Here is a 19,411-nt window from a genome sequence, read left to right on the forward strand (position 1 = left end):
ACAGGAAAACCCCATGGTAATCGCAGCGCCCCGCCCGCGCCGGTGGCGTCCATGCCTTTCGACACAAGTGCCCAGCCCGCTGCGCAGGTTACGCTCGGGCCCTTGTCTGTCTTACCGGAGTTCCGCCTTGACCACCCGCCTTGCCCTTGCCGTGGCCATGACCCTCGGCCTTGCCCTGCCCGCCTATTCGGCCAGCGCTGCCACCCCGGCGGCTGCCGCCAACGCCCAGCAGGCCAACCCGTTCTTCGCCGACAGCCCGCTGCCGCTGCACTTCCCGCAGTTCGACAAGATCAAGGACAGCGACTTCGCCCCGGCCTTCGACGCCGGCATGGCGCAGCAGCTGAAGGAAGTGGAGGCGATTGCCAACAACAAGGCCCAGCCGACCTTCGACAACACCATCATCGCCCTGGAAAAGAGCGGCGACGTGCTGGACCGCGCGACCACCGTGTTCTTCAGCCTGGTCGGCGCCGACACCAACGACGCGCGCAAGAAGCTGCAGGCCGACTACTCGGCGAAGTTCGCCGCACACAGCGATGCAATCGCACTGAACGGCAAGCTGTTCGCGCGCATCCAGGCGCTGTATGACACCCGCACCCAGCTGGGCCTGGATGCCGAAGGCGTGCGCCTGGTCGAGAAGTACTACGACAACTACGTGCGCGCCGGCGCCAAGCTGTCCGAGGCCGACAAGGCCACGCTGAAGAAGATGAATGCTGAACTGGCCAACCTGGGCACCAAGTTCAGCCAGAACGTGCAGTCGGAAGTAAATGCTTCGGCGATCACCGTCAACGACGTGAAGGAACTGGACGGGCTGTCGCAGGAACAGATCGCCGCCGCTGCCGAAGCCGCCAAGGCCCGTGGCCTGGACGGCAAGTACGTGATCACCCTGCTCAACACCACCGGCCAGCCGCCGCTGACCAACCTGGCCAACCGCGCGCTGCGCCAGAAGATCTACGAAGCGTCGATCAGCCGCGGCAGCCGTGGCGGTGAGTTCGACAACACCGCGCTGGTCTCGCGCATCATGCAGCTGCGTGCCGACAAGGCCAAGCTGATGGGCTTTGCCAACTTCGCCGCCTACAACCTGACCAACCAGACCGCCAAGACCCCCGAAGCGGTCAACGCCATGCTGGGCAAGCTGGCCCCGGCCGCGGTGGCCAACGCCAAGCGCGAAGCCGCCGACCTGCAGGCGATGATCGACAAGGAACAGAAGGCCGCCGGCAAGCCGACCTTCGCCCTGGAACCGTGGGACTGGGCGTTCTACAGCGAGAAGGTGCGCCAGGCCAAGTACAACTTCGACGAGTCGCAGCTGAAGCCGTACTTCGAAATGAAGAACGTGCTGGAAAACGGCGTGTTCTTCGCCGCCAACCAGGAATTCGGCCTGACCTTCAAGCAGCGCACCGACCTGCCGGTCTACCACGATGACGTGACCGTCTACGACGTGTTCGATGCCGATGGCAGCCAGCTGGCGATCTTCATCTTCGACCCGTATGCGCGCGCGTCCAAGCGTGGCGGTGCGTGGATGAACTCCTACGTTTCGCAGTCCGAACTGACCGGCTTCAAGCCGGTGGTGGCCAACCACCTGAACATTCCCAAGCCGCCGGCCGGCCAGCCGACCCTGCTGACCTGGGATGAGGTGACCACCACCTTCCACGAGTTCGGCCACGCCCTGCACGGCATGTTCTCCAACGTGAAGTACCCGTACTTCTCGGGCACCGCGGTGCCGCGTGACTTCGTCGAGTTCCCCTCGCAGGTGAACGAGATGTGGTCGGACAACCCGGCCATCCTGAAGAACTACGCCAAGCACTACCAGAACGGTTCGGCCATGCCGCAGGCGCTGCTGGACAAGGTGCTGGCCGCGGCCAAGTTCAATCAGGGCTTTGCCACCACCGAATACCTGGGTGCGGCCATGCTGGACCAGCGCTGGCACCAGATCGGCGCTGACCAGGTGCCGGCGGCCAAGGACGTGATGGCCTTCGAACGTGCGGCCCTGGAAAAGGACGGCATCTACTACGCGCCGGTGCCGCCGCGCTACAAGACCCCGTACTTCAGCCACATCATGGGCGGCTACTCGGCCGGCTACTACGCCTACATCTGGTCGGAAGTGCTGGACGCCAACACCCAGAAGTGGTTCCGCGACAACGGCGGCCTGAGCCGCAAGAATGGCGACCACTTCCGCGCCACCCTGCTGTCCAAGGGCGGCAGCGTGGATGCCATGCAGCTGTTCCGCGATTTCGCCGGCCACGAGCCGCAGATCGAACCGCTGCTGGAAAAGCGTGGCCTGACCGGCGCCAGCAACTGATCGCCCGCCTGGTAGCGTGAAACGAAAACCGCCCGGGAGACCGGGCGGTTTTTTGTGGGCCGGGGTCAGAGCCCATTTCTACGAAATGGGATCCGACCCCGGGGTCGGATCCCTTTCCACAGGAAAGGGCTCTGACCCCATGCCTGTACTCAACGCGGCGCGACGTATCCACCCGGCACGCCATCGGGCGACAGCACCAGCTGCCACAGCTGCGCATGGCGACAGCGGAAGCTGGCCATCGAACCGGCCAGGTAGAACCTCCACATGCGGCGGAAGCGCTCGTCGTAGCGCTGCGCGTCCAGGGTCGGCCAGGCCGCTTCCACATTGCGCCGCCACGCCTGCAGGGTCAGGTCGTAGTCGGTGCCGAAGTTGTGCCAGTCCTCCAGCACGAACCGCCCTTCGAACGCGCGGCTGATCTGCACCGCCGAGGGCAGCATCGAGTTGGGGAAGATGTAGCGGGCAATCCACGGGTCGGTGCGGTGGCGGGAGATGTTGCTGCCGATGGTGTGCAGCAACAGCAGGCCACGTGGCGACAGGCAGCGCCGCGCCACCTCGAAGAAACTGCCGTAGTTCTTGTCGCCCACGTGTTCGAACATGCCGATCGAGAAAATCGCATCGAACGGTTCGTCCAGTTCGCGGTAATCCTGCAGGCGGATCTCGATCGGCAACCCGGCACAGCGCTCACGGGCGAACGCGGCCTGCTCTTGGGAAATGGTCACGCCCACACCGCTCACGCCGTAGCGCTCGGCGGCGTACTTCAGTGCTTCGCCCCAACCGCAGCCGATGTCCAGCACCCGTTGGCCCGGGCGCAGGCCCAGCTTGCGGCAGACCAGGTCCAGCTTGGCCTCCTGCGCCGCATCCAGGTCCACCGCGTTGCGCCAGTAGCCACAGCTGTAGACCATGTACTGGCCCAGCATGGCCTGGTAGAGATCGTTGCCCAGGTCGTAGTGGCGCCGGCCCACCTCGTAGCTGCCCTGCCCGGCCTGCAGGTTGAACAAACGCGCCTTCAAGGCATCGGCCACTTCGCGCCAGCCGTGCACGCGCTCATCCAGGTGCGCCTGCATCAGCTGCACCAGGAATTCATCCAGCACGTTGGCGTCCCACCAGCCATCCATGTAGCTTTCGCCCAGGCCGAGCGAGCCCTGGCCCATGACCCGCGCGAAGAAGCGCGGGTCATGCACCTGGATGTCCTGTGGCTGGGTGCCGCCAATGCGGACCCCGGCTTCGTGGAGCAGGCCGGTCACCCGCTCCTGCAACCCTGTATCCACGACACCTCCTGCTGGGCGGTCAACCGCGGGCGAACAGTTCCACGTAGTCCTTGGCCACGTGCGGCAACAGCACGGCGGCCGGTACATCGGCGGTCTGCGTGCCATCCGAATACGGCCCCACCTGGTAGGGCGGGAACACGAAACGCAGGGCGGTGATCTGGCCCTTGTCATCGGTCAGCGGCTGGAACTGGCTGAAGTTGTCGGCCTGCGGGCCGGTGCCCTCGGCAATCATGCGCGAGGCATTGCGCAGCGATTCCTGCAGCTCGGCCGGTTCCATGTCTTCGCCGCTCAGGCGCGTGGCCACGCGTTCGCGCAACTGGTCGGCCACGAAATCACTGACCGTCTTCCAGCCCTTGCTGTCGGCCACCAGCTTGTCGGCGCTCAGCATCTGCTGCTGCTGCGGCAGCCAGACGAAACGTGCCACCAGCGGTTCGCCGTGGGCGCCACCGGTGTAACGGCTGCCATCGGCACTGACCACCACCAGCTGCGGGGTTTCCAGCACTTTCTCGAAGCTCAGCGACAGCTCGTAGGGCATGGTCGGCTTGTCGTTGCCCAGGCCATCGAGCGCCTGCTGCAGATCGCTGCGTGCCGAAGTTGCGTAGTCCTGCAGCGCGCGGGCCAGGCCCGGGTAGCGGTCGATGCCGGCCGGGTAGCTGATTCCCACCACCTCGCGTTCGTTGTTTTCGATCACATCGCGCAGGTCCAGCGGCGCTTCGGCGGCAGGCGCCTGCACCGTGTCCTGTGCACTGGCGTCGGCGCTGGGTGCGCTGTCGGTGGCCGGTGCCGCATCGTCACCGCGCTGGCAACCGGCCAGCAGCAGCACGCCCATTGCCCCGGCCAGCACGCTTGCGCGCAACGGCCGGTTGTTTCCGTTCTTCATCGGGATCCCCTGTTCATGTTCGTACATCATCGCCCGCGGTGGCTGAAGCGTGGCCCGCCGGCATCACCCCACCAGCAGGTCGTGGAACTCCTCATGCCGCTGCAGGAATGCCTCGGCATACGCGCAGGCCGGCACCACTTTGTACTTGTGCTCACGGGCGAAGCGTAGCGCCACCCGCGTCAACTCGCCGGCAACACCCCGGCCGGCAATCGGCTCGGGCACTTCGGTGTGGGTGATCACCATCCGCTTGCGCTTGAGCTGGTAGTCCAGCACCGCCACGTGCCCGCGCACGCGGGCGGTGAAACGGTGGTTGGCCTGGTCATGCGCGACCTCATAGGCCAGACCGGGGGGTGTGACCGAAGCCATGGGACTGTCTCCTGCGGCGACTGCGTGGATGGTGCGCAGCCGGGCGCCATGATCGCGTGAAGCCTGAACAGGGGCAAGGACTGCCGGGCTGCGTCAGTTTGTGCCCCTCAAGCTGCAGCGCGGGCGGCCGCTAACCCCTTCGCAGGGGTACGGCCGCGCTGGCACGGCCCTTGCGAACGATGTCCCCGTACTCTGCCGTGGAGGCCCGTCATGCACCCCAACCCGTCCCCATCCGATACCGACCGCGCCCTGCTGGAAGGCCTCCTGCAGCTGGCTGTGGAAGGGCAGACCGAAGAGCAGGACTTCCAGCGCATCGGCGAGGAAGTGTATTCGCGGCTGCTGGATACCTACGGCCAGGCCAGCCAGGCCTGAAACCGGGTAGACCGGGGTCGGATCCATCGGATCCGACCCCAGGCACGCTTCAGCCGCCCAGGCTGAAGGTGGGGTTGGACAGCTCGCGCAGGAAGTGGCTGAAGATGGCCGGCTGCATGGCCAGCATGAAGATGATGCCGAACGCTGCGCCCGCCAGATGCGCGCTGTGGTTGATGCGATCGCCGCCGCGCTTGTCCATCCAGATGCTGTAGCCGACGTAGAACGCGGCATACACGATGGCCGGCGCCGGAATGAAGAACACCAGGATGATCTTCCAGGGGTTCAGCAGAATGTAGGCGAACAGCACCGCCGACACCGCACCGGACGCGCCCAGGCTGAGGTAGTTCGGATTCTTCTGGTTCTTCAGGTAGCTGGGCAGGATCGACACCAGCAGCGCCCCCAGGTAGAACGCCGGATAGGTCAGGAAGCTGCCGGTCAGCTGCACCATCACGCTCTCGATGTACCCCCCGAAGAAGAACAGGGTGAACATGTTGAAGATCAGGTGCGGCCAGTCGGCATGGATGAAGCCGTAGGTGACCAGGCGGTCGTACTGGCGGTGGCGGTCCACCGCCGGCGGCCACAGGATCAGGCGGTCAGCCAGCTTGCGATTGTTGAACGCCATCCAGGACAGCACGGCGGTGATGGCGATCAACAGGAGATTGACGGGGGTCATGTCAGGTCAGGCTCAGGCGCTGCGGTAGTTGTCGACCATACGATAGCGTCGTGCATACCAACCGAAGGCGAACGCCGCAATGAAGGCGAAGCCGGCGAAGAAGAACATCAGGAACGCCGCCTCGCTCAGTCCCGTGCTGGCGATCTTGTGGGTCACCGCCTCGTTGCGCACCGCCGCGTTGGACAGCAGCACCCACAGGTTGCCGATGGTGGTGGTCAGGTTCCAGAAGCTCATCACCACGCCCTTCATGGCCTGCGGCGCCTGGCTGTAGGCGAACTCCAGGCCGGTGGCCGAGACCAGCACTTCACCGAAGGTCAGCAGCGCATACGGCAGCATCTGCCAGAAGATCGACATGGCATTGCCACCGTCCATCACCACCTGGATGCCGCCCACCACGATCCAGGCCAGGCCGCTGAAGGCGATACCGGCGGTCATGCGGCGCAGCGCGGTCGGCTCGAAGCCGAAGCGGCGCAGCGCCGGGTACAGCACCAGGTTGTTGAACGGGATCAGGATCATCACCAGCAGCGGGTTCAGCGCCTGCATCTGCGAGGCGGTGAACCAGCTCGGCATCTGCATCTGCTGGCCCTGCAACACCCAGGTGGAGGCCTTCTGGTCGAACAGCGAGAAGAACGGCGTGGTCAGGGCGAAGATGACCAGCACGCGCAGCACCGCGCGTACGCCTTCCACGGCTTCGGCCGGATGCTGCGCGCGGGCGCGGTCCAGCTGCAGCCAGGTGCCGCCGCCGATGCCGGCCAGGATGGCCACCAGCGCCAGGCACAGGCAGATCACGATGCCCAGCGAACCGACCAGGCCGAACGAGGCGGCGGCCAGCACCAGACCGGCAATGGCCATCACCAGGCCCGGACGGCTCTGGCCGGCCACGCGCGCGGTCAGCGCGGTGCGCACCACGTTGGCGAACGAATGCGGATCCTTCGGCGGCAGCGGCACCAGCACGTAGCGCTTGCGACCCAGCCAGAACACGAAGGTGGCGATGAACATCAGGATGCCCGGAATACCAAAGGCCCACTGCGGGCCCCAGTTCTTCAGCACCAGCGGGATCAGCAGCGAGGCGAACAGCGAGCCGAAGTTGATGATCCAGTAGAAGGCGTCGAAGACGATCTTGGCCAGGTGCTTGTTGCTCTGGTCGAACTGGTCGCCCATGAACGAGGCCACCAGCGGCTTGATGCCACCGGCGCCCAGCGCGATCAGGCCCAGGCCCAGGAAGAAGCCTTCGCGGCTGTTCTCGAACAGCGCCAGGCACAGGTGGCCGGCGCAGTAGACCAGGCTGAACCACAGGATGGTGTGGTACTTGCCGAAGAACCTGTCAGCCAACCAGCCACCGAGCAGCGGGAAGAAATACACGCCGATCATGAAGCTGTGCATGATGTCCTTGGCTTCACCGGCGCGGCCTTCTGCAGTGAGTTCCTGCAGCAGCAGCGAGGTGATCAGGAACTGCACCAGGATGTTGCGCATCCCGTAGAAACTGAACCGTTCGCAGGCCTCATTGCCGATGATGTACGGAATCTGGCGCGGCATCTTTCCCTGGCCGGCGATGGGGGCGACTGCGTCGTGGCTCATCCTGTAAGGCATTCCTGCAAAGCGAAAGGGTGAAGGTTACCGGAACCTGCGCCCGCGAAGCACGCTGCAGGGCTGCATGACAGCGCCGCCGATCCATGGCAGGCGCGCCGCACCGTGCCGGAAGTCACGGCACCTGCACGGCGAAAGCGTAAACTTATCGTTATGCGCCCCCTCGCCCCCGCCCGCTTCCTGCTCGGCAGCCTTGCGCTGCTGATGGTCCTGCCCGCCCTGGCGCGCCCGCAGCTGCCGCCGGCGCCCGGCGCGGCCGGCGACGTGCGGCAGCTGACCGTGGCGGCGCTGGAACTGCCCAGCCGCGATGACGCGCAGTGGAAGCAGCGGCGCGAACAGGTGCTGCAACTGCTCACCGAGCTGCAGCCCGATGTGATTTCCGTGCAGCAGGTGCTGCAGGAACAGGGCCGCAACCCGGCGTGCTGGCTGGCCAGCCGCCTGCGTTACAGCTGCGACTTCGTCACCGCCGACCCGCCAAGCCAGCCGCTGCGCCACGGGAACGCCATGCTGACCCGACTGCCGGTAAGCGAAGACGGGGTGACCCTGCTGCATCCGCCGGGCACCTTCAGTGCGGCGGGCATGCTGCGGCTGCGGCTGGGCGAGGCGCTGCTGAATGTCTATGTGGCGCGCCTGCGCCCGGAGGCGGACGAGGCCAGCGCGCGCCAGCACCAGACCAGCGACCTGATGGCCTGGATCGACGCCACCGCCGAAGGCCTGCCCAGCCTGATTGCCGGCGACTTCGCCGCGCCCACCACCGAACTGGTGCGCAGCACGCCGGGCTTCCAGCCGGCCCGGCGCAATCCCGGCGGACGCCCGGACACGGCGGCCGCCAATGGTGGCGGTGCCAGCGGGCACGGCCTGGACGTGCTGTTCCAGGTCAAGCATTTCGGCGGCATCCGCCAGCAGGCCATCGACCTGCCGGCCGCAGGGGATGCACCCGGCGTGCGGCTGGGGGTGATGGCCACGCTGCGCCTGCAGGGTGTGCCCGCGTCCAGCGAATGATCGCCGCGTTGCGCCCACCGCACGCAAACAAAAAGGCCGGCGTTTGCCCCGGCCTCTTCGTTTCATCCCAGTGCAGCGATCAGGCGATCGCTTCCTGGTAACGACGCTCGACTTCGTTCCAGTCGATCACGTTGAAGAACGCGCCGATGTATTCCGGACGGCGGTTCTGGTACTTCAGGTAGTACGCGTGTTCCCACACGTCCAGGCCCAGGATCGGCGTGTTGCCTTCCATCAGCGGGCTGTCCTGGTTGCCGGTGCTTTCAACCACGACCTTCTTGTCCGGGGTGACGCTCAGCCAGGCCCAGCCGCTGCCGAAGCGGGTCAGCGCAGCCTTGGTGAAGGCATCCTTGAACTTGTCGAAGCCGCCCAGGTCCTTGTCGATGGCCTTGGCCACGTCGCCCACCGGGTTGCCGCCGGCGTTGGGGGCCATCACGGTCCAGAACAGCGAGTGGTTGGCATGGCCACCACCGTTGTTGCGCACCGGACCCTGCAGGTTTTCCGGCAGCGACTTCAGCTTCTTCACCAGTTCGTCCACCGGCAGGTCGGCGTACTCGGTGCCTTCCAGCGCTGCGTTGACGTTGTTGATGTAGGTCTGGTGGTGCTTGGTGTGATGGATTTCCATCGTCGCCGCATCGATATGCGGTTCCAGAGCGTCGTAGGCGTAGGACAGCTTGGGCAGGGTGTAGGCCATGATGCATCTCCTGATAGCGAGGGCACCCGGCGGTGTCGCCGGGCAGTGCGCGTTGAATGATGGGGACAGACGCGAAGATTACCAAGGGGGATGTAAAGGAAATTGCGTCCTGCCCGTGAGCCTTCCGGCAATTGTTACGCAGCGGTGACGCTGCCGCTGTCCTCATGCGCGATGCAGCGCGCAGGCGCTACAGTGCATGCACCTTCCCTGCCCCGCCCGCCCATGCGCAACCCCCGGCTGCTGATCACCGCCATCGCCCTGCTGTTGCTGGGTCTGCTGGTCAACCATTTCCTGCAGCGGCCGGCGCCGCCACAGTTCGCGCCCAGCCTTGCCGGCCAACCGGCCGTGGCGGCACCCACGGCCAGCGCCCGCAACGATGCCCTGCCCGCCTTCCTGCCGGCCGAGGCGCGGCAGACCATCGCCCTCATCCAGCGCGGCGGCCCGTTCCCGCACCGCCAGGATGGCAGCACCTTCGGCAACCGCGAACAGCGGCTGCCGCCGCGCGACCGCGGCTATTACCGCGAATACACCGTCGACACCCCGGGCGCACGCAACCGCGGCGCCCGCCGCATCGTTACCGGCGGCGACCCGGCCCAGGCCTGGTACTACACCGATGACCACTACGAATCGTTCCGCAGTTTCACCGTACCCGCTTCCGGAGACCGCCCATGAGCCACGATGATTTCGGCCTCGGCCTGCACGACATCAACAATGCTGGCGTCTATGCCATCGATACCGGCGACATTGCCGCACTGTCGGCCGCCATGCGCGATGCACAATTGAAGGTGATCCGCATCGACCTGCAGGGCGTGGCCGACAAGCGCACGCTGCTGGCGCGGCTGTCGGCGCAGCTCGACTTCCCCGCCGGTTTCGGTGGCAACTGGGATGCCCTTTCAGACAATCTGCGCGACCTGCAGTGGCTGCCGGCGCCGGGCTATGCACTGTTCCTGGCCGACGTGGATATCCTGCGTGCCGAGGCGGGCAAGGAGTTCGACACGCTGCTGGACGTGATGGATGAAGCCTGCCGCGACTGGGTGGGCCGTGATGTGCCGTTCTGGGTGTTTCTCTCGCAGAGCGAGTGAGGGTCACGCAGCGGCCTCGGCGAGTCATCCACGCATGGCGTGGATCTACCAGCGCGGCAGCCCCGTTACCGGCTGCCGTTATCTTCCTGCAGCTCTTTCTTGAACGGGATATCCGGCGGCGGTCGCGCGATCGCCGGCTGGTCCTGCATGTTCGGGTCGCTCAGGCCGCAGCCGCCACCGGCCTGCAGGATCGAGATCACGCAGGAAATCTTCGTGCTGGTGCCAGGCAATGGAATCTCCATGGCCTTGATGCCCTTGCGTACCCATTCGGCCAGCAGTGATTCCTGCGGCACCCAGTACTTGTCGAACGAGGTGGGCGTGTAGTCGTACGGCGGCCGCTTGAGCCAGGTGCCGGACTGGGCGATGCGCTCCTTGCTCCAGCCATCGTTGGCCCCGCCCGGGGCGCCGCGCTCGGCCGCGTCCGCGCCGTCCTGGCCGGGCACGCGCACACTGCCGTCGGCGTTGAACAAGCCCTCGCCCTGGCCACTGCGGCTGGCCTGGCTGCTGCCCTGCGCGGCACCGTCACGATTGCGACTGGAGGCGCCCCAATCATCGCCGCGCGCCGGCGTGGCCCAGCTGCCCGGTGTCGGCGCCGGCCGCGCACCGGCCTGTGCCGGTTTCGCCGCGGCCGTGGCCGCTGCAGTGGCCGCCGTGCTGGCCACGCTCTGCGCCGAGGCTGCCGCGGCCTGCGCAGCCGCATTACCGGTGGCCGACGACGGCGCGGCTGCCGGTGCCGGGGCGATCGCACGCTCGCGCACCTGCACGTCACGGCCCTGTGGCGCCCGCACGGTCGGCTCGCGGCCGGCCACGGTCGCCATGCGCACCTGTGGATCAACTACCGCCTGCACTTCGCGTTCGCGCACCTGCACTTCGCGCTGCGGCATCGACACCGGCACTTCCACGCTGCGCATCGGCTGCGGCGACAGCACGGGTGCATCCACCACGGCCACTTCGCGCTCGCGCACCTGGATATCGCGCGGTGCAGGCGTCTGCACCACCACCTGCGTCGGTGCCACGGGCGTAGGGGTGGCCGGCGCCTGCAGCAGCGGCACGCTGCGCTCGGTCACGCTGGGGGTGACACTGCGCGGCACCACGCTCACTTCGGTACGCGGCACCGTCACTGGCGGCACCACGAAATCGGACGTGACCTCAGCGACCTCGGTGGCCTGCACCGGTGAAGGCGGCGGCGCGGTCTCTACCGCAGGCGCCGGCTCTGCCACCGGCGGCGCACTCGCCGCAGCCGCCGCGGCGGGCTTTGCAGGTGCGGGCGGAACGGGCTGCGGTTGCGGCTGCGGTGCAGTGGCAGCACCGCCGGGCGCACCGCTGGCGGCGCTGGAACCGGCTGGCGCTGCCGCAGCGGCGGCTTCGGCACCGGCCTGGTCGCCACCGCCTTCCTGCGCGCCGGCACCGATGAATTCAATCTGTACCCGCTCGCCTTCGGCGCCGTCCGCATCGGGCTCGGTGGTGCGGATCACCGCCACCCACAGCAGCAGCAGGAAGAACAGCAGGTGCAGCACGGCACTGAGCACGGCCGAGGTCCAGCGCATCCAGCGCTGGTCACGCGGCGCCGGCTCCCAGTCCTGCCAGAACAGGCGGCGCGCCGCATTCCACGGCGACAGTGCCGGCAGTCGTCCCGGACGCCCCGGCAGCGGCCGCGGCAGCAGCACCGCAATCACATCGCGGGCATGGAACAGGCGTGGCAGGGGTTTCAGCGAGCGCAGCCAGATCGCCCAGCCATACGGCAGGCGGGTGTGCTTTTCGAGAATGAGACGCTGCTGCTGGCGTGCCAGCAGCACATCGACAAGTTGCTCAGCCCTGGGCAGAGGCACGCGGTGCCGGTCAGGCGGCGTTGCCGCGGGGAATGTACGGCGCGTGGCCGCTGTCGTGGTCGGTGGCGTCACGCACCGCCGTCACGCCCGGCACCCGGCCCATCAGGGTCTTTTCAATACCCTGCTTCAGGGTGACATCGGCCATGCCGCAGCCCTGGCAGCCGCCACCGAAGCGCAGCAGCACCACGCCGTCGGCCGAAACTTCCTGCACGGCCACCTTGCCGCCGTGCGAGGCCAGCTGCGGGTTCACCTCGTTTTCCACGACCCAATGCACGCGCTCCACCAGCGAAGCCGCTTCGCCGGGCGCTTCGCCCTTGATGCGCGGCGCCTTGATGGTCAGCTGCTGCGTACCGGCGGTGCCGGGCACGATGTCGATTTCCGCGCCATCGAGCCAGCCGACGCTGGTGGCGTCGACGTACAGGGTGAAGCCGTCGCAATCCACGGCCCATTCGTCGCCCAGCAGATCGGTCGGCTCGGCGAACTCCAGGCGCGCATCGGCGCGCGGGGTGCCGGGATCGACGGCGCTCAGGCGCACGCCCATGCCGGGCACGCCCTCACGTTCGATCAGCTTGCGGAAATGGGTCTGGGCAGTGTCGGAGATCTGGATCATCAGGCTATTCTAGCCAAGTCAGCGTCGGCCGCTCATTCGATTTATACACTGTCCGGCGCATTGTTCAGTCAACACGAGGTGGAGGAACCCATGTCCGACCTGATTCCGCTGGCACAGGCGCACTGCGTGCCGCGAAAGGGCAGCGACCACAAGCTGGGCGAGGCCCGCCTGGCCGAGCTGCTGCCGCAGGTGCCGGGCTGGGAGCTGGCCGAGGCCGGCCAGGCCCTGCTGCGTACCTTCCGCTTCAAGAACTACTACGAAACCATGGCCTTCGTGAACGCGCTGGCCTGGATCGCCCACCACGAGGACCACCACCCGGACCTGGGCGTGCACTACGACCGCGCCGTCGTGCGCTATTCCACCCACGACGTGGGCGGCCTGAGCGAGAACGACTTCATCTGCGCGGCCAAGACTTCGGCCCTGACGGAGCAAAAGTGATGAATGTGCGACTGCTGTCCCTTTCCCTGTTGGCTGCCACCGGCCTGGCCGGCTGCGGCGGCGCAGAACCGCCGGCGGCGCCGGCCGCGCCGCCCACCGAAGTGGCCGCGGTGAAGACGCCGCCGCCGCAGTACCCGCTGGAACTGGCCTGCCTGGGCGTGGGCGGCACCAGCACCTTCAAGGTAGTGATCGGCACCGACGGCAAGCCCAGCGACGTGGCCCTGCTGACCGGCGCGGGCAACCCGCAGCTGGACGAACTGGCCCGCTCCGCCGTGCAGGGCTGGCAGTTCAAGGCCGCCACCCGCAATGGCGCGGCGGTGCCGGCCACGATCCAGGTGCCGGTCAGCTTCAACCCGCCGCAGCCCAAGCCTGACCAGTGCTTTGCCATTGAAGAGCGCGCGCGCCGCGGCGGCTGATCGCGCTGACTGCGACGAGGCCAGCCGACGCCCGCCTCGCCCTTGCCGCCCCGGCCCGTGCCGGGGCGGTCGACTGACCCCCTGGAACGCGTCGGCACATGCTGCAGATCCCCCCTGAAAACATCTGGATGGCGCTGGCCGTCACCCTGGCGGCCGGCCTGGCCACGGCCATCGGCAGCCTGCTGGTGCTGTTCTCGCGCCGGCCCAACCCGCGCCTGCTGGCCTTTGGCCTGGCCTTCGCCGGCGGCGCGATGGTCTATGTCTCGCTGTCGGAAATCCTGAACAAGGCCATCGACTCGTTCTCGCTGGCCTACGGCGAGCGCAGCGGCTTCACCTACGGCACGGCAGCCTTTCTGCTGGGCATGCTGGCGATCGTGGTGATCGACCACTTGATCCCCAACCCGCATGAGACGCTGGACAAGCAGGACCCGGCGTTCCGCGACAACAACAAGGCGTACATCAAGCGGGTCGGCCTGCTGACGGCCATCGCCATCACCGCGCACAACTTCCCGGAAGGGCTGGCCACGTTCTTTGCCACCCTGGAAAGCCCGTCGGTGGGCATGCCGCTGGCGTTTGCCATCGCCATCCACAACATTCCCGAAGGCATCGCGATCGCGGTGCCGGTGTACTTCGCCACGCAGAACAAGCTGCACGCCTTCGCCGCCAGCCTGCTGTCGGGCCTGGCCGAGCCGGTGGGTGCGGTGATCGGTTATTTCCTGCTGAAGGGCGCGCTGTCGCACGCCACGTTCGGCTGGGTGTTCGGCCTGATTGCCGGGGTGATGGTGTTCCTGGCGCTGGACGAGCTGCTGCCGGCGGCCAAACGCTATGCCAAGGGCCACGAGACCGTGTACGGGCTGGTGGCCGGCATGGGCACGCTGGCGATCAGCCTGGTGCTGTTCAAGTGGTGACGGCCTCCGCACGGCGCATCCACGCATGGCGTGGATCTACCGCCCCCAGGTAGCGTCGAGCTTGCTCGACGGCTCTTCGGTCGGGTCGCGCGCAAAGCCAGTCGAGCAAGCTCGACTCTACCCTCCCCTCAGCGCAGGCGGTCCAACGCTTCCACAAGCTCGTCGGCCAGCGGCGCGTTCAGCACGTACGGGGTCTTGCCGGCGTCCAGCGCAAACTCCAGCGAGGCCGCGTGCAGGAACAGGCGCTTCAGCCCGATCTGCTCACGAAGCCGCTTGTTGACGGCAGGATCGCCGTACTTATCGTCACCGGCCACCGGGTGCCCCAGGTGCTGGGCATGCGCGCGGATCTGGTGGGTACGGCCGGTCTCGATGCGCACCTCGCAGTAGGAATGCCCACCGCGCCGTTCAAGAACGCGGAAGTGGCTGATCGATTCCTTGCCGATCGCGTTCACCTGCACATGGCGCTCGCCGCCCTGGCGCAGGCCCACGTGCAGCGGGGCGTCCACCGTCATCACACCGTCGGGCATGCGCCCGGCCAGCAGGGTCAGGTAGCGCTTGCGGATGCCGGCACCGTGGTCTTCACGCAGCAGGGCCTGCAGTTCGCTCAGCGCCGAACGTTTCTTGGCCACAATCAGCAGGCCCGAGGTGTCGCGATCAAGCCGATGGACCAGCTCCAGGGTCTGCCCCGGGCGCAGCGCACGCAGGGTCTCGATGGCGCCGAAACTGATGCCGCTGCCACCATGGCTGGCCACGCCGGTGGGCTTGTTCAGGGCCAGCAGGCGCGCGTCCTCGAACACGATCGCCTGCTCCAGCCGGCGCATGAACGCCTCGGGCGGGCCGGCCTTGTCTCCTTCCTCGGTGAGACGAACCGGTGGCACACGCACCTCGTCGCCCGCCTCCAGCTTGCGTTCGGCCTTGGCGCGGCCGCCATTCACACGTACCTGGCCGCTGCGCACCAGCTTGTAGACCAGGCTGCGCGGGGCGCCCTTCAGCTGGCCCAGCAGGAAGTTGTCCAGCCGCTGGCCGGCGCGGTCCTCGGGAACGGTGATCATGCGCACGGAAGGCTTGTCGCCGGCCGGCTTGGTGGGGTCTGATGCAGTCATCGGGCTGTTTATTCTGTTACACTCGGGGGGCGAGATAAGGGATTGATTTCGTTGGAAGTTACTCAGGGCCAGAAGCCCAGCTTCCGACGAATCCGGCACAGTGCGCGACCACCGCCCGCGGGGCGGCCATGTTAGCGGCTCACCGGCCTTCCCGGCCATCGCCGGATGCCTGACACGCAACCGAGCTGAACATGTCCCGCGTGGCGCTCCAGCCTGGCTGACAGCTGCCTGCGGCCCTGCAACACCCCAAAACCCATAAGAGTGAAGCGCTCCCGCGGCCTGCCGTGGTGTCGTAGCGCTGGAAACCGAAGCTGCCCTCCCCGCGCATGCGCGAATGGGCGGCGAGCCGTATCCAGAGGCGAAACCCCATGGCGTTCCGCGCGGTAGCCGCTTGCGAGGAACGCAAGAATGAAGCGAATGCTGATCAACGCCACGCAGGCCGAAGAGCTGCGTGTTGCCATCGTCGATGGCCAGTCGTTGTATGACATCGATATCGAGCAGCCGTCCAAGGAACAGAAGAAGTCCAACATCTACAAGGGCCGGATCTTCCGCATCGAGCCCTCGCTGGAAGCGGCCTTCGTCGAATACGGCGGCGGCCGCCATGGCTTCCTGCCGCTGAAGGAAATCTCCCGCGACTACTTCCAGGCCGGCGTCGACCACAACAAGGCCGGCATCCGCGAACTGCTGAAGGAAGGCCAGGAAGTGGTCGTGCAGGTCGACAAGGAAGAGCGTGGCAACAAGGGCGCCGCCCTGACCACGTTCATCTCCCTGGCCGGCCGCTACATGGTGCTGATGCCGAATTCGCCCAGCGCCGGCGGTGTCTCCCGTCGCATCGAGGGCGAAGACCGGGCCGCGTTGAAGGACGCCCTGGACAAGCTGAACATCCCCGACGACATGGGCGTGATCATCCGCACCGCCGGCGTCGGCCGCGATGCCGAAGAGCTGCAGTGGGACCTGGACTACCTGCTGAGCGTCTGGCGCGCCATTGCCGAAGCCGCCCTGAGCAAGCCGGCCCCGTTCCTGATCTACCAGGAATCGCGTCTGATCGTGCGCGCCCTGCGTGACTACCTGCGCGCCGACATCGGCGAGATCCTGGTGGACACCGAGGAGATGTACGAGCACGCCAAGGAGTTCATGCAGCAGGTGATGCCGCAGACCCTGCGCAAGCTCAAGCACTACAAGGACGACATCCCGCTGTTCAACCGCTTCCAGATCGAATCGCAGATCGAAGGTGCCTACGAGCGCAACGTGCGCCTGCCGTCGGGTGGCTCGATCGTGGTGGACCAGACCGAAGCGCTGACCGCCGTAGACGTGAACTCCTCGCGCGCCACCAAGGGCAGCGACATCGAAGACACCGCCTTCCAGACCAACCTGGAAGCGGCCGAGGAAGTGGCCCGCCAGCTGCGCCTGCGCGACCTGGGCGGCCTGGTGGTGATCGACTTCATCGACATGGCCTCCAACAAGCACCAGCGCGAAGTCGAGAACCGCCTGGCCAACGCGCTGAAGTACGACCGTGCGCGCGTGCAGGTCGGCCGCATCTCGCGCTTCGGCCTGCTGGAAATGAGCCGCCAGCGCCTGCGCCCGAGCCTGGGCGAATCCAGCCAGATCGTCTGCCCGCGCTGCGATGGCCATGGCCGCATGCGCAGCGTCGAGTCGCTGTCGCTGTCGATCATCCGCGTGGCCGAAGAGCATGCGATGAAGGAAAACACCGGGCAGGTGCTGGTCCAGGCCCCGGTGGAGATCGCCAATTACCTTCTGAACGAGAAGCGCAGCGCGCTGCGCGAGATCGAACGCCGCCACGAAGCGCCAATCGTGATCGTTGCCGACGAGCAGCTGCACACCCCGCACTACACCGTTACCCGCCTGCGCGAGAACGAGCTGGGTGAAGAGAGCAACAAGCCCAGCTACCAGCGCGGCACCCCGCGCAAGCTGCCGGTGCATGCCCTGACCAAGGGCCAGCTGAACATCCCGCCGCCGGCGGTCACCCAGGTCAAGCACACTGCGCCGGCCCCGGTGCGTGCCGAAGCCGAACCGGCCGCTGCGCCGGCCCCGGCCCCGGTGGCTGCAGCTGCCCCGGCCGCTGCCAGCAGCGGCGGCGTGGTCGGTTGGCTGAAGCGCATCTTTGGTGGCGAACCGGCCCCGGCCGCCGCGCCGGCCCCGGCCGCGCGCCAGCCGCAGCACGACGGCGGCCAGCGCAAGGACCGCAACAAGGATCGAAACAAGGACCGTAACAAGGACCGTCGCGACGAGAACCGTGGCAACGGCGGCAATGGCAACGCGCAGAAGGATGGCGGCAAGCGCAAGGACGGCCGCAACAACAACAACAACAACAACAACGGCAACGCGCAGCAGGGCAAGCAGCAGAAGGACGCTGCCCAGCCGCAGCAGCCGCAGCAGAACAAGCCGCGCAACGAGCAGCAGGGCCAGAACCCCAACCCGGGCCAAGGCCAGCAGCAGCCGAAGCTGAAGCAGCCGCGCCAGCCGCGTCCGCAGGATGGCGAGAAGCTGACCGACAAGCCGCAGCGCAACGCCGCCGAAGAGGCCGTGGACGCCGTGCCGGCCGCCGCGGTCGCCGCCACTGCCGTGGCCGCCAACATGGTCACCGCGCAGGAAGCCACCGCACCGGTGGCGACCCCGGTTGCCGCTCCGGCAGCGCAGGTCGCGGCCCCCGCTGACACGACCCCGACCCCGGCCGTTGAGGCCGAAGGCGTGGTTGCCGGCGATGAAGACGCTGCGGCCGATGCGGCCAACGGCGAGCAGGCCGGTGAAGGCGCAACCCGTCGTCGTCGCGGCCGTCGCGGTGGCCGTCGTCGTCGTCGCGGTGGCGCCGAGAACGCCAACGGCGCCGACGTGCTGGGCGATGACCAGGACGAAGGTGACGAAGGCGAAGACCAGGACGTGGTCGAACCGAACCGCGACAGCAGCGCGCCCGCTGCGGTCGCTGCCCAGCAGCCGGCGCGTTCGCAGCCCGAGTTCGATTTCGACGATGAGATCGAGCCGGCCAGCGTAGAAGCCGAGAAGCCCGCGCGCGCACCGGCTGCTGTTGCCGCTGCCGCGCCGGTGGCTGCGGTCAGCAGCGCCGTACTGGAAGCCGTTGCCGAAGTGCAGTCCGTGGACGTGCCGGTGGCCCGCGAAGCCGCCCCGCAGCCGGAACAGGCGAAGCCGACCCCGGTGCAGACCAGCATGCTGGATGCCATCGATGCGGCCACCCCGGTGCAGCCGGTTGCCGCCGCCCCCGTGGCCGAGGTGAAGCCGGCCGTGGTCGAGGCCGCTCCGGTGGCCGAAGCGGCCCCGGCCGTGGTTGAAGCCGCTCTGGTGGTGGAAGCCGCTCCGGTCGTGACCGACGCCGCCCCGGTGGCCGAGGCCAAGCCGGTCGCCGCTGAGGTTGCTCCAGTGGCCGAGGCCGCGCCGGTCGCCGCACCGGCAGTCGAAGCCGCGCCGGTCGTGCACGTTGAGCCGGTGGTCGAGCAGCCGGTGGCCCCGGCCGTGGTGGAAGCCGCGCCGGTTGAAGCTGCCGCGCCGGTGGCCGAAGCCGTGGTGACGCCGTCGATCGACCCGGTGGCCGATGGCCACGCCGATTCGGCCAGCCAGGCTGCCGAGGCCCCGGCGTCGGACGAAGACGAAGAAGCCGCCAAGCGCACGCCGCCGGCGAACTGATCGTTCTTTGATCGCGTAGAACGAAACGGCGGGGATCGATGATCCCCGCCGTTTTTGTTTGTGCGGCCCGTACGGCCTTGGTCGCTGCCAACCCTGGTTGGCAGCTACCAATGAATGGCTGTGGCCCACTTCCGGTGGGTGCGGACCTTGGTCCGCACCAATGCCCGGTCGCGCGCCGAACGGCTGTGCCGACCAAGGTCGGCACCTACCAGAGCGCGGGTGCGGAACTGACT

General features: G+C 67.4%; 18 protein-coding genes. 9 read left to right on the forward strand and 9 right to left on the reverse strand.

What is annotated here, in order from left to right:
- Positions 1-127 precede the first annotated feature (127 nt).
- Positions 128-2,296, forward strand: coding sequence for a M3 family metallopeptidase (locus C1932_RS12725; protein ID WP_108762425.1), 2,169 nt, complete (start codon positions 128-130; stop codon positions 2,294-2,296).
- Between the two features lie 149 nt (positions 2,297-2,445).
- Here the strand turns inward: C1932_RS12725 and cfa are convergent, their stop codons facing one another.
- From cfa to C1932_RS12740, 3 genes are read right to left on the reverse strand one after another with little or no spacing between them, the layout of a single operon-like run.
- Positions 2,446-3,564, reverse strand: a complete 1,119-nt coding sequence (gene cfa, locus C1932_RS12730) for a cyclopropane fatty acyl phospholipid synthase (RefSeq protein WP_108762426.1) — start codon at positions 3,562-3,564, stop codon at positions 2,446-2,448.
- Between the two features lie 19 nt (positions 3,565-3,583).
- Complete coding sequence (locus C1932_RS12735; protein ID WP_108763443.1) at positions 3,584-4,471, reverse strand: DUF3298 and DUF4163 domain-containing protein; 888 nt, start codon at positions 4,469-4,471, stop codon at positions 3,584-3,586.
- A gap of 36 nt (positions 4,472-4,507) precedes the next feature.
- On the reverse strand, positions 4,508-4,810 hold the full coding sequence (locus C1932_RS12740; protein ID WP_108750076.1) for a GNAT family N-acetyltransferase: 303 nt from the start codon (positions 4,808-4,810) through the stop codon (positions 4,508-4,510).
- 210 nt (positions 4,811-5,020) lie between these two features.
- Between C1932_RS12740 and C1932_RS19935 the strand changes: the two genes are divergently transcribed.
- Complete coding sequence (locus C1932_RS19935) at positions 5,021-5,182, forward strand: hypothetical protein (protein ID WP_199911963.1); 162 nt, start codon at positions 5,021-5,023, stop codon at positions 5,180-5,182.
- A gap of 49 nt (positions 5,183-5,231) precedes the next feature.
- On the opposite strand, the gene C1932_RS12745 is transcribed toward C1932_RS19935, so the two are convergent.
- Entirely contained in the window at positions 5,232-5,855 is a 624-nt protein-coding gene (locus C1932_RS12745; RefSeq protein ID WP_108750077.1) for a rhomboid family intramembrane serine protease, read from the reverse strand.
- A 12-nt stretch (positions 5,856-5,867) separates the two neighbouring features.
- Positions 5,868-7,433 (reverse strand): oligopeptide:H+ symporter, encoded by a 1,566-nt coding sequence (locus C1932_RS12750; protein WP_108762427.1) that lies wholly within the window; start codon positions 7,431-7,433, stop codon positions 5,868-5,870.
- Between the two features lie 162 nt (positions 7,434-7,595).
- Between C1932_RS12750 and C1932_RS12755 the strand changes: the two genes are divergently transcribed.
- The gene (locus C1932_RS12755; protein ID WP_108762428.1) at positions 7,596-8,444 is read left to right on the forward strand and encodes an endonuclease/exonuclease/phosphatase family protein; all 849 of its coding nucleotides are present in this window, start codon (positions 7,596-7,598) and stop codon (positions 8,442-8,444) included.
- A gap of 79 nt (positions 8,445-8,523) precedes the next feature.
- Here the strand turns inward: C1932_RS12755 and C1932_RS12760 are convergent, their stop codons facing one another.
- Positions 8,524-9,135, reverse strand: a complete 612-nt coding sequence (locus tag C1932_RS12760; protein WP_108750080.1) for a superoxide dismutase — start codon at positions 9,133-9,135, stop codon at positions 8,524-8,526.
- Between the two features lie 222 nt (positions 9,136-9,357).
- Between C1932_RS12760 and C1932_RS12765 the strand changes: the two genes are divergently transcribed.
- Positions 9,358-9,807 carry a ribonuclease domain-containing protein gene (locus C1932_RS12765; protein ID WP_108762429.1) on the forward strand — a complete coding sequence of 150 codons (450 nt, stop codon included), beginning with the start codon at positions 9,358-9,360 and terminating at the stop codon, positions 9,805-9,807.
- Positions 9,804-10,217 carry a barstar family protein gene (locus C1932_RS12770; RefSeq protein ID WP_108762430.1) on the forward strand — a complete coding sequence of 138 codons (414 nt, stop codon included), beginning with the start codon at positions 9,804-9,806 and terminating at the stop codon, positions 10,215-10,217. The genes C1932_RS12765 and C1932_RS12770 overlap by 4 nt, the downstream gene beginning before the upstream one ends.
- A 65-nt stretch (positions 10,218-10,282) precedes the next feature.
- Here C1932_RS12770 and C1932_RS12775 read toward each other — a convergent pair whose 3' ends face one another.
- Entirely contained in the window at positions 10,283-12,046 is a 1,764-nt protein-coding gene (locus C1932_RS12775; RefSeq protein WP_108762431.1) for a hypothetical protein, read from the reverse strand.
- Positions 12,047-12,056: 10 nt separating this feature from the next.
- Positions 12,057-12,656, reverse strand: a complete 600-nt coding sequence (locus tag C1932_RS12780; RefSeq protein ID WP_108753590.1) for an NfuA family Fe-S biogenesis protein — start codon at positions 12,654-12,656, stop codon at positions 12,057-12,059.
- Between the two features lie 90 nt (positions 12,657-12,746).
- Between C1932_RS12780 and C1932_RS12785 the strand changes: the two genes are divergently transcribed.
- The 3 genes from C1932_RS12785 (at position 12,747) to zupT (ending at position 14,418) form a co-directional block, all read left to right on the forward strand.
- A complete protein-coding gene (locus C1932_RS12785; RefSeq protein WP_108750085.1) occupies positions 12,747-13,094 on the forward strand; it encodes a 4a-hydroxytetrahydrobiopterin dehydratase in 348 nt (115 codons plus the stop codon).
- A complete protein-coding gene (locus C1932_RS12790; RefSeq protein ID WP_108762432.1) occupies positions 13,094-13,510 on the forward strand; it encodes an energy transducer TonB in 417 nt (138 codons plus the stop codon). The genes C1932_RS12785 and C1932_RS12790 overlap by 1 nt, the downstream gene beginning before the upstream one ends.
- 98 nt (positions 13,511-13,608) lie before the next feature.
- Positions 13,609-14,418: a zinc transporter ZupT gene (gene zupT, locus C1932_RS12795; protein ID WP_108750087.1), complete on the forward strand. Its 810-nt coding sequence runs from the start codon at positions 13,609-13,611 to the stop codon at positions 14,416-14,418.
- 128 nt (positions 14,419-14,546) lie between these two features.
- On the opposite strand, the gene C1932_RS12800 is transcribed toward zupT, so the two are convergent.
- Positions 14,547-15,521 (reverse strand): RluA family pseudouridine synthase, encoded by a 975-nt coding sequence (locus tag C1932_RS12800; RefSeq protein ID WP_108762433.1) that lies wholly within the window; start codon positions 15,519-15,521, stop codon positions 14,547-14,549.
- Positions 15,522-15,929: 408 nt separating this feature from the next.
- Here C1932_RS12800 and C1932_RS12805 point away from each other — a divergent pair, with 408 nt between their 5' ends.
- On the forward strand, positions 15,930-19,178 hold the full coding sequence (locus C1932_RS12805) for an Rne/Rng family ribonuclease (RefSeq protein WP_108762434.1): 3,249 nt from the start codon (positions 15,930-15,932) through the stop codon (positions 19,176-19,178).
- The last annotated feature ends 233 nt before the right edge of the window (positions 19,179-19,411 follow it).

It is taken from the genome of Stenotrophomonas sp. YAU14D1_LEIMI4_1 (genome assembly GCF_003086815.1).
Taxonomy (GTDB): Bacteria; Pseudomonadota; Gammaproteobacteria; order Xanthomonadales; family Xanthomonadaceae; genus Stenotrophomonas.

Excerpts from the sequence above, each read along its gene's own strand:
- C1932_RS12770 (WP_108762430.1), top strand. The coding sequence starts at position 9,804 with ATGAGCCACGATGATTTCGGCCTCGGCCTGCACGACATCAACAATGCT.
- C1932_RS12735 (WP_108763443.1), bottom strand. The coding sequence starts at position 4,471 with ATGTACGAACATGAACAGGGGATCCCGATGAAGAACGGAAACAACCGG.
- C1932_RS12745 (WP_108750077.1), bottom strand. The coding sequence starts at position 5,855 with ATGACCCCCGTCAATCTCCTGTTGATCGCCATCACCGCCGTGCTGTCC.
- C1932_RS12790 (WP_108762432.1), top strand. The coding sequence starts at position 13,094 with ATGAATGTGCGACTGCTGTCCCTTTCCCTGTTGGCTGCCACCGGCCTG.
- C1932_RS12800 (WP_108762433.1), bottom strand. The coding sequence starts at position 15,521 with ATGACTGCATCAGACCCCACCAAGCCGGCCGGCGACAAGCCTTCCGTG.
- C1932_RS12755 (WP_108762428.1), top strand. The coding sequence starts at position 7,596 with ATGCGCCCCCTCGCCCCCGCCCGCTTCCTGCTCGGCAGCCTTGCGCTG.
- C1932_RS12760 (WP_108750080.1), bottom strand. The coding sequence starts at position 9,135 with ATGGCCTACACCCTGCCCAAGCTGTCCTACGCCTACGACGCTCTGGAA.
- C1932_RS12785 (WP_108750085.1), top strand. The coding sequence starts at position 12,747 with ATGTCCGACCTGATTCCGCTGGCACAGGCGCACTGCGTGCCGCGAAAG.
- C1932_RS12780 (WP_108753590.1), bottom strand. The coding sequence starts at position 12,656 with ATGATCCAGATCTCCGACACTGCCCAGACCCATTTCCGCAAGCTGATC.
- C1932_RS12750 (WP_108762427.1), bottom strand. The coding sequence starts at position 7,433 with ATGAGCCACGACGCAGTCGCCCCCATCGCCGGCCAGGGAAAGATGCCG.
- C1932_RS19935 (WP_199911963.1), top strand. The coding sequence starts at position 5,021 with ATGCACCCCAACCCGTCCCCATCCGATACCGACCGCGCCCTGCTGGAA.
- C1932_RS12805 (WP_108762434.1), top strand. The coding sequence starts at position 15,930 with ATGAAGCGAATGCTGATCAACGCCACGCAGGCCGAAGAGCTGCGTGTT.
- C1932_RS12740 (WP_108750076.1), bottom strand. The coding sequence starts at position 4,810 with ATGGCTTCGGTCACACCCCCCGGTCTGGCCTATGAGGTCGCGCATGAC.
- C1932_RS12765 (WP_108762429.1), top strand. The coding sequence starts at position 9,358 with ATGCGCAACCCCCGGCTGCTGATCACCGCCATCGCCCTGCTGTTGCTG.
- zupT (WP_108750087.1), top strand. The coding sequence starts at position 13,609 with ATGCTGCAGATCCCCCCTGAAAACATCTGGATGGCGCTGGCCGTCACC.